Source organism: Gemmatimonas phototrophica (assembly GCF_000695095.2).
GTDB lineage: Bacteria > Gemmatimonadota > Gemmatimonadetes > Gemmatimonadales > Gemmatimonadaceae > Gemmatimonas > Gemmatimonas phototrophica.
Genome location: NZ_CP011454.1, coordinates 1,391,911 through 1,404,339 on the forward strand (window position 1 = coordinate 1,391,911; position 12,429 = coordinate 1,404,339).

Annotated in this window: 9 protein-coding genes; 6 read left to right on the forward strand and 3 right to left on the reverse strand. The window is 64.2% G+C overall.

All coding sequences use genetic code 11. The features are described from left to right. The first annotated feature begins 66 nt into the window (after positions 1-66). The 4 genes from GEMMAAP_RS05780 (at position 67) to GEMMAAP_RS05795 (ending at position 3,348) form a co-directional block, all read left to right on the forward strand. A complete protein-coding gene (locus GEMMAAP_RS05780; RefSeq protein ID WP_082821097.1) occupies positions 67-1,056 on the forward strand; it encodes a proline iminopeptidase-family hydrolase in 990 nt (329 codons plus the stop codon). Further along, positions 1,053-1,379: a hypothetical protein gene (locus GEMMAAP_RS05785; protein ID WP_026849861.1), complete on the forward strand. Its 327-nt coding sequence runs from the start codon at positions 1,053-1,055 to the stop codon at positions 1,377-1,379. Before GEMMAAP_RS05780 ends, GEMMAAP_RS05785 begins: the two co-directional genes overlap by 4 nt. A 102-nt stretch (positions 1,380-1,481) precedes the next feature. Next, positions 1,482-2,891 carry an NAD(P)/FAD-dependent oxidoreductase gene (locus GEMMAAP_RS05790; RefSeq protein ID WP_082821098.1) on the forward strand — a complete coding sequence of 470 codons (1,410 nt, stop codon included), beginning with the start codon at positions 1,482-1,484 and terminating at the stop codon, positions 2,889-2,891. Between the two features lie 73 nt (positions 2,892-2,964). After that, positions 2,965-3,348: a YccF domain-containing protein gene (locus tag GEMMAAP_RS05795; RefSeq protein WP_026849860.1), complete on the forward strand. Its 384-nt coding sequence runs from the start codon at positions 2,965-2,967 to the stop codon at positions 3,346-3,348. A gap of 168 nt (positions 3,349-3,516) precedes the next feature. Here the strand turns inward: GEMMAAP_RS05795 and GEMMAAP_RS05800 are convergent, their stop codons facing one another. Next, entirely contained in the window at positions 3,517-4,833 is a 1,317-nt protein-coding gene (locus GEMMAAP_RS05800) for an amino acid permease (protein WP_026849859.1), read from the reverse strand. 35 nt (positions 4,834-4,868) lie between these two features. Between GEMMAAP_RS05800 and GEMMAAP_RS05805 the strand changes: the two genes are divergently transcribed. Beyond that, on the forward strand, positions 4,869-5,672 hold the full coding sequence (locus GEMMAAP_RS05805; protein WP_202969193.1) for a dimethylarginine dimethylaminohydrolase family protein: 804 nt from the start codon (positions 4,869-4,871) through the stop codon (positions 5,670-5,672). A 9-nt stretch (positions 5,673-5,681) separates the two neighbouring features. On the opposite strand, the gene GEMMAAP_RS05810 is transcribed toward GEMMAAP_RS05805, so the two are convergent. After that, the gene (locus GEMMAAP_RS05810; RefSeq protein ID WP_026849857.1) at positions 5,682-8,882 is read right to left on the reverse strand and encodes a VPS10 domain-containing protein; all 3,201 of its coding nucleotides are present in this window, start codon (positions 8,880-8,882) and stop codon (positions 5,682-5,684) included. Positions 8,883-9,002: 120 nt separating this feature from the next. Here GEMMAAP_RS05810 and GEMMAAP_RS05815 point away from each other — a divergent pair, with 120 nt between their 5' ends. Next, the gene (locus GEMMAAP_RS05815; protein WP_026849856.1) at positions 9,003-10,055 is read left to right on the forward strand and encodes a glycosyl hydrolase family 18 protein; all 1,053 of its coding nucleotides are present in this window, start codon (positions 9,003-9,005) and stop codon (positions 10,053-10,055) included. 20 nt (positions 10,056-10,075) lie between these two features. Here the strand turns inward: GEMMAAP_RS05815 and GEMMAAP_RS05820 are convergent, their stop codons facing one another. After that, the gene (locus GEMMAAP_RS05820; protein WP_053334208.1) at positions 10,076-12,331 is read right to left on the reverse strand and encodes a carbohydrate binding family 9 domain-containing protein; all 2,256 of its coding nucleotides are present in this window, start codon (positions 12,329-12,331) and stop codon (positions 10,076-10,078) included. Positions 12,332-12,429 lie beyond the last annotated feature (98 nt).

The window sequence follows — 12,429 nt, forward strand, 5'->3', positions numbered from 1 at the left end:
CGGACGCATCCTCGGGTTGGGATGCGCGGGCAGGCAGGGGGACGCGTCACGCTGTAGCTTCAGCGCATGGAACGGCTTCTGATTGGCTTCGGCCTCGCTATCGCGGTGGGCGCTTGTGCCCCCGCCTCCGATGCAGCGCGCACTGATTCACTCCCCTCGGTTGCAACCGATACGGTGGTGTCGGAAGAGGGGATGATTGAGGTGCCGGGCGGCAAGGTGTGGTATCGCAAACTCGGGAACGGACCGGGCATTCCGCTGCTGGCGCTGCACGGTGGTCCGGGCGGTACCTCGTGTCGTTTTGAAGTGCTCGCCCCGTTGGCCAGGGAGCGGCCCATCATTTTCTACGACCAGCTGGGCTCGGGGCGTTCGGATCACCCCACCGACACCTCGCTCTGGAACGTCCCGCGCTTTGTGCAGGAGGTCGACGCGGTGCGCAAGGCACTCAAGCTCGATACGCTGCACCTGCTGGGGCATTCGTGGGGCGGGGCGCTGGCTGCGGAGTACATGATTGCGGCCAAGCCCACCGGCGTGGTGAGTGTGGTGTTCAGCAGCCCGCTCATCTCCACGCCGCGCTGGATTGCCGACGCCGATAGCCTGCGGGCGGAGTTGCCCGCAACGATTCGCGCTGTGCTGGACGCGGAAGAGCAGAAGGGGACGCTCGACTCCCCGGCGTACAAAGCCGCTACCGATTCGTTCTACGCGCGGCATGTGACGCGCTTGCCCGTCCCTACTGAACCGCGCTGTGCCGGGGTGGCAGGGAACGACACCATCTACCAGCAGATGTGGGGACCGACGGAGTTCAAGAGCACCGGGTCCCTGAAAACGTGGACACGCGCTGCCGACATGGATGACGTGCTGCAGCCGTCGTTGTTCATTGCCGGGGAGTTTGACGAAGCGCGTCCTACCACGTTGGAGGAGTTCCGCCGCACCATGCGCAATGCGCAGCTGGTCGTCATTCCTGGCGCGGCTCACGCGGCGATGCGCGAAAAGCCGACGGAGTACATGGCGGCGCTCCGCGCATTTCTCGCGGGCGTGGAAGGCGGGGCAGGGAAGTGACGCACGATACCGCGCCCACCAATCTCGCTCGGCTCACGCTGCCGATATTGGTGGCGCAATGGTCGCGTATTGTAGACTATGTGGAACGGCATCAGGTGGCCGAGCACGATTTCCGCACGGATGTGGACGTTCGCCACGAAATTGCCTTGCGGCTGCGCGCGAAGCCCACGACGCGCGAGACGCGCGAGATGCTGGTCGATCTGGATGAGCAGTTCCGCGGGGCGACGGTGGCGAGCGAGGTGTGCCTGCACGGCGCGGAGCGGGCCACGGAGGAAGGGTGGAGTCCGGTCCGGGAGTGGTATTACTGGCGAACGACGGGGTGAACGGTCGAGGAGGGGGGATCACAAAAGTGCTCTCCCATTCATCTTGTGAAACTTTTCACAAGGCCAAGCGTATGTATAGTGACCTAACCGACCGAGCTGCCAATGCCATTTCGTACCGCCGCCAGTACCGACCAGAGCCTTTTGGACCACGCCGGTGTCACCGATCTCCGCGTGCATCACTCGCTCACCGGCACGGGCACCCACCTCGCTGATCCACGTCCGCATGTCGTGATCGTGGGCGGAGGGTTTGCCGGACTCGCGGCGGCGCGAACGTTGGCCGATGCGCCGGTGCGTATCACGTTGCTGGATCGCACCAATCATCACCTTTTTCAGCCGCTGCTGTACCAGGTGGCCACGGCTGTGCTCAACCCGGCCGACATCAGCGTGCCAATCCGGTGGCTGCTGCGGAAGCAGCAGAACGCCACGGTGGTCATGGCCGATGTCGATCGCATTGACCCGGCCGACAAGACGGTGTCGCTCGATGGCGGCAGTGTCTTGCTGTCGTTCGACTTCTTGCTGCTGGCGGCCGGTGCGCGACATGCCTATTTCGGTCATCCGGAGTGGGAGCAGTTTGCGCCGGGGCTCAAGAACATTGAGGATGCGCTGGAGATGCGCCGCCGCTTTTTGTTGTCGTTCGAAGCGGCCGAGCGGGCCAGTGCGGTGGGAGAGCGCGACGCCCTGCTGACGTTTGTGATTGTTGGGGGTGGCCCCACCGGTGTAGAGCTCGCGGGGATGATCCCCGAAGTCACGCACCATGCGCTCAAGGGGGAATTCCGGCGCATCGACCCCAGCAAGGCGCGTGTGCTGTTGCTCGAAGGCGGTCCACGTATTCTGCCGGCGTTTCCGGAAGAGCTTTCGGCGCAGGCGCAGCGGGATCTGGAGGCCCTTGGTGTGGAAGTGCGCACCAACTGTGTCGTTACCACAGTAGACGCCGATGGTGTCGTGGCCGGTGGTGAGCGCATTGATGCGCACACGGTGTTCTGGGGCGCCGGCAATCAGGCTTCGCCGCTGGCCAAGCAACTTGGCGTGCCCCTCGATCGTGCCGGCCGCGTCTCGCTCAACGCCGATCTCAGCGTGCCGGGGTACGAGTACATCTTCTGTGCCGGCGACGTTGCCTCCACCACCACCGACGATGGCAAGCCGGTCCCCGCGGTGGCGCCAGCCGCCAATCAGATGGGAGAGTTGGTGGGGCGCAATATTGCCCATACGGTGGCAGGTTCGTCGCGCGAAACGTTCCGCTACTTCAACAAGGGTGACCTGGCGACCATTGGGCGGCACAAAGCCGTCGCCGTAATTGGCGGCGCCAAGCTTCGTGGCCTCTTTGCTTGGCTGACGTGGTTGTTTGTGCACATTTTGTATCTCGTAGGCATGCGCAATCGCCTCACGGTGGTGGTGCAGTGGGCGTATCAGTATCTCACATTCCAGCGCGGCGTTCGGCTCATTACCGGCACCACGGTGCACCGTTTGCTCAAGGCCAGCAAAGCGGCCAACGACAAGCGGCGCGCCGCCTGACGGATACGCCCGTTGGTACGATGCATTACGGCCCCGGAGAAACTTCACGTTCTCCGGGGCCGTATGTTATCACATGATCTTCCTCATCAATCTGCTCTGGTTCATCTTCGGCGGCTTTTTCGCCTGGCTGGGATGGATGCTGGCCGGTGCGCTGCTTGCCCTCACGGTGGTTGGACTTCCGTGGGCCTTTGCCGCATTTCGTATCGCCCCCTTTGCGGCCTGGCCATTTGGTCGCACGCTGGTGGACGCGCGCGAGGTTGGGGAAGAGCGCATCGTGGGGACCGGTATTGCCAATGTCCTCTGGATTCTCTTCGCCGGACTGTGGCTGGCTATCGCCCACATCACCGCTGGCGTTGGGCTCTGCGTGACCATCATTGGTATTCCCTTCGGTCTTGCGCACTTCAAGCTGGCGATGGTCTCCTGGGCGCCGCTCGGCAAGCGTATTCGCGACGCGTAAAGTGAGACAACAGCACCACGGATAGAAATTGATGGGTCACTGATGGAGCGCGGATACAACGGGCGACGTTAGCCAGCTCCGTTACCGATACAGGTCCATGGCCGTTTGGCTGGATCCTCGTTCCCTCTGTGACCCATCTGTTCCTGTCTGTGGTGCTGGTGCCGCTGTTCAGGTCAGTGCGCGGCGGCGCGCCATCACGATATACAGCGGGATGCCGGCTGCGGTGAGCACGAGCCCCCACAGTACGGCGTCGCGGCCGGCGCCAGCGTACGCGGAGAGCGCAAAGGCAATGGCGCCCACCGCCGCAATGACCAGTCCAGCCGACCGTGGCACCACACCGCGACGGGCCAGCACCAGGGCGCCCACCGGGGCCAGCAAATACAGAATGAGCGACGTGCTGGTGGAGAGCAGCAGAACAAACTGGTACGCGTTCGAAAGTCGTGGGCTCGCGCTCAGCGCAATCAGGATACTGGCCAATACGCCACTTACCACAACCGAGTTCGTCGCCGCTCCGCGCGCATTACGCACGCCCCACCACGGTGGCAGCATCTGCTGATCGGCCAGGGCGGCCGGGAGTTCCGCCACCACCAGGACCCAGCCGTTCAACGCGCCAAAGGCGCCGATGATGACGCACACCGTAATGACCACGCCGAACGCGCTGCCAAGCGTGGGTGTGACGAAATCCGCCAAGGGAGCCGCCGACAGCGCCAGCTGTGCCGCCGGCATGAGCAGCACCAGCGCCCCTGTGACAGCCAGACTGAGCAAACCACTCAGAATGGTCCCCAGCATCGTGGCGCGCGGCACCGTCCGTTCCGGATTGTTGACCACATCCGCCGGCATGGCGGCACACTCCAGCCCCAACATGGAGTACAGCGTGAGGGCGGCCGCACCGGTGGCGCCTGTCCACGTCAATGTGGACGCATCAAACGGGGCAATGGAGGCCATCCCGTTGGTGAACAACAGCAGCATCGTGACCAGAATGACCATCACAAACGGCAACAGCTTCACCACCGTGGTGATCACCTGCGTGGCACCGGATGCTTTGAGCCCGCGAGAGTTGAGTGCGGTAAGCAACCACAGCACGGCGCACCCGGTTATCGCCGAGAGTGTTGGCGACTGCGCGAGCGGTGGAACCAGCCGCCCGAGATAGCTCACACCACCAATGCAGATGGCCGCGTTGGAAACGGCCGCCGAGACCCAGTACCCCCACGCCGTCACAAAGGCGGGAGCGGGACCCAGCGCCATTCCCAGAATTCCCGTGGCGCCCCCCGCGTGCGGCAGATGACGCGCCAGCACCGCGAACACCCAGGCCAGGCACAGCGACCCGCTGAGTGTTATCCCCCAGCCCGTGATGGTATTCCAGCCGAACGGTGCCAATGAGGCGGGGAGCATGTACACGCCCACGCCAATGATGTTGCCCATGACCAGAGCCGTGGCGCCAATGAGGCCCAGCTTGTGCTTCGGTGCGGCAGATGGCAGCGTCATGGGCAGAATGTAGAGCACCAGTTCCAGTCCCGCTCATGTCGCGTTCCTCACCCACCAGCTTTCCGGCCCTCATGCCCTTTATTGCGCTTACACGAGCGGTAAGCCCCAGCATCGTGGACTGCGAGATTACCCACATCGATCGCACGCCCATCAATGTGGCCCGCGCCGATCGTCAGCACCTGGAATACGAGCGGGCTTTGGCCGCACTTGGCTGCGACATCCGGCACGTTGAGCCTGCCCCGCAGCACCCCGATGCCGTGTTCATTGAGGATACCGCGGTGGTGCTGGACGAAGTCGCGGTCATCACCAGACCTGGTGCCGACAGTCGTCGCGGTGAAACGGCCGGCGTGGTGGCCGCGCTACAGCCGTTCCGGCCATTGGTGTTCATCGAGGGCCCCGGCACTGTCGATGGTGGCGATGTGCTGGTCGTGGCGCGCCGAATCTACGTTGGTCGTACCGACCGCACCAACGATGACGGCATTGCCCAGTTGGCCGCGCTTACCGTTCCATTCGGCTACACGGTGATCCCGGTGAACGTGCGCGGGTGTCTGCACCTCAAGACCGCCGTGACCGCGCTCGACGACGGCACGGTCCTCGTCAACCCGCAGTGGGTGGATGCCGAGGCACTGGCCCCTTTGGACGTCGTGCCCGTACACGCAAACGAACCCATGGGCGCCAATGTGGTGCGACTGGATGATGCCCTGCTCTACGCCGACAGCTATCCGCGCACGCTCGAGCTGTTGCGCGCGCGCGGATATCGCGTGGTGACGGTCGCCGCCGACGAACTGGCCAAGGCCGAAGGCGCCGTCACCTGTTGCTCGCTGCTGGTGCGCGTGTAGCGCCGTCCGCTACGGCACGATGGTCCGGTTGGGCAGGGCAATCGCCCCCAGCTTGAGCTGGCTCGCTGCTGCGTTGAGCGCCGGAATGTCCTTGTTGAGGATCTCCGTCCACTGGGCGCGCAACACCGCCCACCGCTTGGTCAGTTCCGTGAGCCGCTCTACCGCGCCCTTGGTGGGGCGCCCATCCACACCGCCGTTAATGTAGCCGTTACTGCCGGTGAGATTGCCGTAGAGTTCCGCCCACTGGTTATCCAGCTGACCGGCAAACCGAATGGGGTCCTGGCCGCTCTTGCTCTTCACTTGCGAGAGCTGCACCTCCAGCTTCGTGAGCTTGCTGGCGAGCGTGTCAGCCAGTGCGCCAATGGCGGCTTCGGCCCCCGCCCGTTTCGCAGCGGCCAGCAAGGCATCCTTCTGCTTCTGGACGTCACGCAAGTCGCCCAGCGTGGTGCTCAACACATTCATGGAGTCACGCACCAGACTCGCCGCGCGGAACTGTTCGGCGTAATCCGCCGCCGACACGTTCGACAATCGCGGATCGGGCAGCACCTTGAACGGTTTGCGCATGGTGACACCGTTGGCCACGAGTACCGCTTCGTAATCGCCCGGCGGTGCCTTCACGCCACCCAGATAGCCCCAGGTTACCACGCCTTCCACACGCAGCGGCCCGGGATACGTAATGTCCCAGACAATCCGGTGCAGACCACGCGCCGTTGGCAAGCGGCTGCTCTGAGCGCGGCGCGCCTCGGCGCTGTCCGAGCTGAAGTGCTGCACCACCCGCTTCTGCGCGTCCACAATATCCAGCGTAATGGGTGCCGTGGCGGCAGTACCAAGCCAGAGGTGTATGGCCGCCCCGTTGTCGGCCATATCCGGCACTTCGGGAATAGGATCGAACGACTCGCCACCGCGCTGCGCACGAATGACGTTGCTCGGCGTGAACAAATGGGCAGCCGATGCAACAATGGACGACGAAAGCTCTCGCAGCGGGGCCAGATCATCCACGATCCACAGCGAACGACCCTGCGTGGAGAGCACCAGATCGTCGTGCCGCGCTTCCAGATCGGCGATGGGCGTGATGGGGAGGCGCCCCGGCATGCGCTGCCACGCTTTTCCCGCATCGAAGGAAACGTAGAGCCCGTACTCCGTACCGGCGTAGAGCAGTGACGCGACCTTGGGATCTTCCGCCACTGAACGCAGGGGATGATCGGCCGGAATGCCGTTCAGTCCATCAGTCAGCTTCACCCAGCTGCGGCCATAATCGTCGGTGCGCCACAAATGCGGACGGAAATCGTCCATGCGGTACGCCTGCACGGCGAGATAGGCACGTCCGGGCGCGTGCGATGAGAGCGCGATTTCCTCCACCGTGCCGTACTTCGGCATCCCCGGCGGCGTGATCTCACTCCACGTGCCCCCGCCGTCGCGGGTAATGTGCACGCGGCCGTCATCGGTGCCGGCCCAGAGCGTCTTGGCATCCTTCCGGTCTTCGGCCAGCGCGAAGATGGTGTTGAAAATTTCCACGCCGGTCACATCGTTGTTGATGGGGCCACCACTGGCCACCTGATGTTCGGGCGTGTTGGTCGTGAGGTCAGGAGAGATTCGATCCCAGGACAGTCCGCCGTCCTGCGTGCGCAGCAAATACTGGGCGCCGTGGTACACCACATTGCTGTTGTGCCGCGATACCAGAATGGGGGCCACCCACTGGAAGCGATACGTGAGATCCTTGGCCGCCTGTCCAAGCTGCAGCTGCGGGTACACAATGACGTTGCGCCGATCGTCGGTACGGGTGTCCCAGCGGTTGATGGCGCCACCATAGCACCCGCCCCAGATCACATCGGGTTCGTCGGGGTGCAGGGCCACGGGGCCGGTCTCACAGCCGGACGCGTATCGATAATCCGTAAACGGGTGCAAGGCATTGGACGATGACCAGCTGGGAACACTGATGGTCGTGTTGTCCTGCTGCGCCGTGTACACGCGATACGGAAACCGGTTGTCCGTAATCACGTCGTAGAACTCCGCCGTTGGCTGGTTCCAATACGTGCTCCACGTGCGACCTCGGTTGAGCGTTACCTGCGCCCCGCCGTCGTCCGCCACAATCATGATGCGCTTGTCGGCGGGATTGATCCATAGATCGTGTACGTCGCCGTGTGGCACGCGCACTTCGCTGAACGTGACACCGCCATCGATGCTTCGGTACAGCGAGGTGTTCAGTGCATACACCACGTTTTCTTCGTCGGGATCGGCGCGCACGTGCGTGTAGTACCAGGCACGCTGCCGGAGCTTGTTCTCGCTGTTCGTGCGGGTCCAACTGGTACCGCCGTCATCGCTGCGATACACCCCACCGGCGGGTTCGGCTTCAATGAGCGCCCAGAGGCGCTGCGGGTTGGCCGCCGACACCGTGAGGCCGATCTTCCCGGTGAGTCCCGTGGGGAGTCCACCGGCCAGCTTGATCCACGTATCGCCGCCGTTGGTGGAGCGCCAGATGCCTCCCTCCGATGAGCCGGAGATCATCGTCCAGGGCTTGCGCTCGGCGCGCCACATGGCGGCGTACAGGATGCGCGGGTTCTTGGGGTCCATCGCGATGTCCGACGCGCCCGTGGAATCGTTTAGGAACAGCACCTTGTCCCAGCTCCGGCCGCCGTCGCGCGTGCGGAATACACCACGCTCGGCGCTGCGGCCAAAGGGGCGTCCAAGCACCGCGGCATAGGCCACGTCGGCATTGGACGGATGCACCTGAATACGTCCTATCTGACCGGCACCCTTGAGGCCAATGGACTGCCAGCTGCGGCCGCCGTCGGTGGAGCGCCACGCGCCACGCCCCATGGAGGTGTTGCCACGCAGGTCAATGGAGCCTTCGCCCACATACACCACGTTGGGGTCGCCAGGGGCCACGGCCACGGCGCCAATGGCTCCGCCGAAGTATCCATCCGAGACGTTGCGCCACGTGGCGCCGGCATCGTCGGTGTGCCAGAGGCCACCACCGGTGCTGCCCATGAAGAACGCATGGGGCTGTCCGGGAATGCCGGCGACAGCGGTGGACCGGCCGCCGCGGAAGGGGCCCAGCATGCGGACCTTGAGTCCGGCGAGGGCGGCGGAATCAAACGGGGCCGCGTTGGCGGCGGGGGCGGCGCCAGCGCGGGGCGCACGCTGGGCCTGCCCCACGAACGGCAGGACCGCGCCAATCAGGACGGCACGGAGAGCTGGGGAATAACGCATGACTGGGCTCGGAGCAGAGGGAATGAGTCTTCTGAATTACTACCTGAACAGCGCCCTGTCCAATGTCCGCGTCGCTGCCGAGGTCTGTTGGGCGAGGCGCCGCCATGACAGCTTGTCGTGATGCGAAATTTCCTGCTGCTGTGCGCGCTGTGTGTGACTGGTCCAGAGCTGGCGGCCCAGCGATCGTTGGAGGCCATCTGGTACATCCGGAACGACAGCGCCGGAATTGCCAGCTTTGCCACACATGCGGCGTCGGTGAGTATCGTTGCGCCGCAGGTGTACGCGTTTGACAGTACCGGTACGCTCCGGGGTGGCACCGATGCCCGCATTGTCGCCATTGCGAAGGCGCACAATGTGAAGCTCATGCCTCTGGTCATGAATCCCGGATTTGACGCGGCGGTACTGCATACGTTGGTAAGCAACCCCGCCGCCCGCGCGCGTGCCGCGTCGGAAATGGCTCGCATCTGTCGCGAGGAACGCGTACACGGCATTCAGCTGGATCTGGAGAACTTGCATGTCAGTGATCGCGATGCCTTCACCAACTTCGCGCGCGTGGGGGCCGATTCGGTGCACGCGGCAGGCTGTTCGCTGTCCGCCGCGGTCGTTCCCAGTACCGGCAGTGGACGCGGCGTGTTGCCCTATCATCACTGGATGCACGACATGTGGCGGGCGGCCTACGATTACAAGGCGCTTGCCGGGGTCCTCGATTTTCTCAGCTACATGACGTACGCCCAGCATACTGGTGGATCGACGCCGGGGCCGGTGGCGGGGTACCCGTGGATGCTGGCGAGCGTACAGCATCTGCTGTCGTTGGGTGTTGCGCCGGAGAAGATTTCCCTTGGGTTGGCCAGCTACTCGGACTACTGGTATCCGCACTATGACCCGCGCACCGGTGACGCGCGCGCCCGTGGCGACGATATCGGCTATGCGGCCGTCATGCGCATTGTGCGCGACGCCGGGGCCACGCCACGCTGGGATGACACCCAGAAAGCCTGGGTCGCCATGTGGGAACGCGCAGGCGTTTTTGAACACGCCTGGATTGAAGACGCCCGCGCGTTTCGGGAGAAGCTGCAGCTGGTGCGACGCTTCGGGTTTCGGGGCTACTCGGTCTGGCTGATGGGGCTCGAGGACCCAGAGACGTTTCGCATAGTTGGCCCTGTGCGCAAAGACTGACCGGCGTCAGTCCGCGCGCACTACAGTTGCCCCAGCCACGACAGCTTTACAATGAGTGAACGGGCCAGGGGGGTGTTGCCACTCTGTACCGCCTGTCGGTCGTTATAGACGATGTACAAGAACGACAACGGGAGAAACTCCCAGCTGAAGCGCGCGTTGAGCGTGGCACGCTCCGCGGCCGTGTTGTACTGATAGAACGCGCTCCACTGGATACGCGGATTGAGAAATACCCGCAGCTCCGGCCCAGCCAGGTGCGTGATGAAGCTGGAGTCGCGCGTGCCCAGCGATCGCAGGCGGTTGACTTCATAGGCACCCCGCACCGAGACGTACGGGCTGGGCGACCATCGCGCGGTGAGTTCCGCCCGATCAAGCGACCCGTCGAAAAAGGCGCCCGTTGTCGTCGTGAGCGTGGTGGCCAGTTTCGCACTCTGATCGCTGCGGAACGTCAGTCCGCCGCGTTGGTAGCTGTAGTCCCCGGGAGCGATCTGCACATTGGGAAAGAGCGTAACCGGCAGGGTGGGACGCTGGACGTTGTACTCCACCGCGGGCGAAATCGTGGCTCCATTGCGGAAGAGCACTTCCCCCGAGTAGGTGACATTGGCCTCCTGCAATGCTCCCGACTGCGGATCGTTGAAGGCAATGGCATTGGGGCCATGGCGCAGCCACACAATCGCGGTGGGGAGCCGTCGGGGTTGCAGCGTCCAGGTGATGAACGGATTCGTCATCACGACATCCGGACGTGACACGAACCCCATTTGCGGATTGTAGTCTTTGGTGACCACCGCGCCGAGCACGCCAACCAGCGATGTAGCCGTATTGCGGGTGATGCCATAGGTTCCGGCCAGTCCCGTGCGTCCATTTTCGTTGGAGGCCGAGAGCATGCCGGTGAATTGCGTGAGCTCGCCGATGCGCGACAGCGCATCAACGGCCACCATGACATTCCGGCGACCGCTCACGAGACCGTTCACGTCGGTGACATCACCGTCTCGCAGTGCGAGGGTACTGCCCAGGCGGGTGGAGCGTCCAAAGAACTGGCTACCGCGCACGACGCCAAAGGTGGTAGCGCCCTGAGTGCCCAGCGCGGCCGTACGCATGGCCAACGCCCCCGCCGTGGTGCGCCCGGACCGATACGCGTAGCGTGCGCCGGCATCGATGGGTTGAGGTGTGCCGTCGTCACCCAGGCCAATGCGCCGCGTAAAGAACGGCTGCACGAAATAGCGCCCCGACACACCGCCAATGCCGCCAATGGTGCCCGAGCCCAGTCCGCCGGCATTCAGCAGATCCGCATTCTCCAGAAAGAACTGTCGGCGTTCCGGGAGGAACACGTTGAAGCGCGTGAGGTTGACTACCTGGCGGTCAACATCTGCCTGTGCAAAGTCGGTGTTGACGGTGGCCTCAAACAAACTGTTGGCCGTGGGGGCCCAGATGACTTCACCCCCGACATCCCCCAGACTGCCGTTGAATGCGGCGGATGATTTATCGGTGACCCGCTGCCCCAATACATAGGGGCGCACCCGCACGTTGGTGCGTGGGGGGGGAGGCTGAATGGAGTCGAGCACGCCGCCGTACGAAATACGCCACGACGACAGCTGCCGCGGGTACGGCATCCACGCACTCCACTGCGCCACGCGCCGCGTGTTGCGCACAAAGTTGATATCCCACGAGGTGAGTCCCGGGGCATAGCGCAGCGAGCGCCAGGGGATGGCAAACTCGGCAATCCACCCACTGTCCGCGCGCGTGGTCCGCACGCGCCAGAGGGCATCCCAGTTGAAGTTGAAGGCATCACCGCCGTCAAAGGCCTGCACATCGGCCTGCGACCCCAACGGGGTGGTGCTGAACTGCAGGACGGTTCGGCGGTCGCCCATGGGGCCGATCGTCACGCCAAAGACATCGTTTTCGGGGGGCTCGAAGTCGCGGCGCAGATCGGGCATACGCAGTGACGACATGCCGGCGCTGTCGCGATTGAAGGCGGCCACGTACAGATGCTCATTGTCGTAGAGCACCCGCACTTCCGTGGGGTAGCGGGTGGTGGGTAGAAAGTCGGGGCGCGCCTGGGCAAAATCTCCGGCCACGGGCGCACTGCGCCAGTCGGCCTCGTCGAGCCGCCCGTCAACGGTGATCCGACCCAGCGCCCGCCGGGCCACGAGGCGCCGGCGACTTTCTTCGGTGGGCTCCGGAACGGTCGGGGTTTGGGCCGAGGCGGCTCGGGGGGACACCCCGGCCAGCAGAGGGAGCGCCAGCAGTGCGCTAATCAGGTGAAGCGAAACCTTTCGCATCCCCCTAAGGTACGGCTCGCCAGGGGTGGGTGTCCAATGGGCCGTGAGGGCGCTAGCGTACCCCTGAGCACCCCTTCATCGCTGTTCTGCCCATTCTC

Bases quoted from the DNA above. Each gene is read 5' to 3' on its own strand.
- GEMMAAP_RS05780 (WP_082821097.1), top strand. From the start codon at position 67: ATGGAACGGCTTCTGATTGGCTTCGGCCTCGCTATCGCGGTGGGCGCT.
- GEMMAAP_RS05790 (WP_082821098.1), top strand. From the start codon at position 1,482: ATGCCATTTCGTACCGCCGCCAGTACCGACCAGAGCCTTTTGGACCAC.
- GEMMAAP_RS05795 (WP_026849860.1), top strand. From the start codon at position 2,965: ATGATCTTCCTCATCAATCTGCTCTGGTTCATCTTCGGCGGCTTTTTC.
- GEMMAAP_RS05800 (WP_026849859.1), bottom strand. From the start codon at position 4,833: ATGACGCTGCCATCTGCCGCACCGAAGCACAAGCTGGGCCTCATTGGC.
- GEMMAAP_RS05805 (WP_202969193.1), top strand. From the start codon at position 4,869: ATGTCGCGTTCCTCACCCACCAGCTTTCCGGCCCTCATGCCCTTTATT.
- GEMMAAP_RS05810 (WP_026849857.1), bottom strand. From the start codon at position 8,882: ATGCGTTATTCCCCAGCTCTCCGTGCCGTCCTGATTGGCGCGGTCCTG.
- GEMMAAP_RS05815 (WP_026849856.1), top strand. From the start codon at position 9,003: ATGCGAAATTTCCTGCTGCTGTGCGCGCTGTGTGTGACTGGTCCAGAG.
- GEMMAAP_RS05820 (WP_053334208.1), bottom strand. From the start codon at position 12,331: ATGCGAAAGGTTTCGCTTCACCTGATTAGCGCACTGCTGGCGCTCCCT.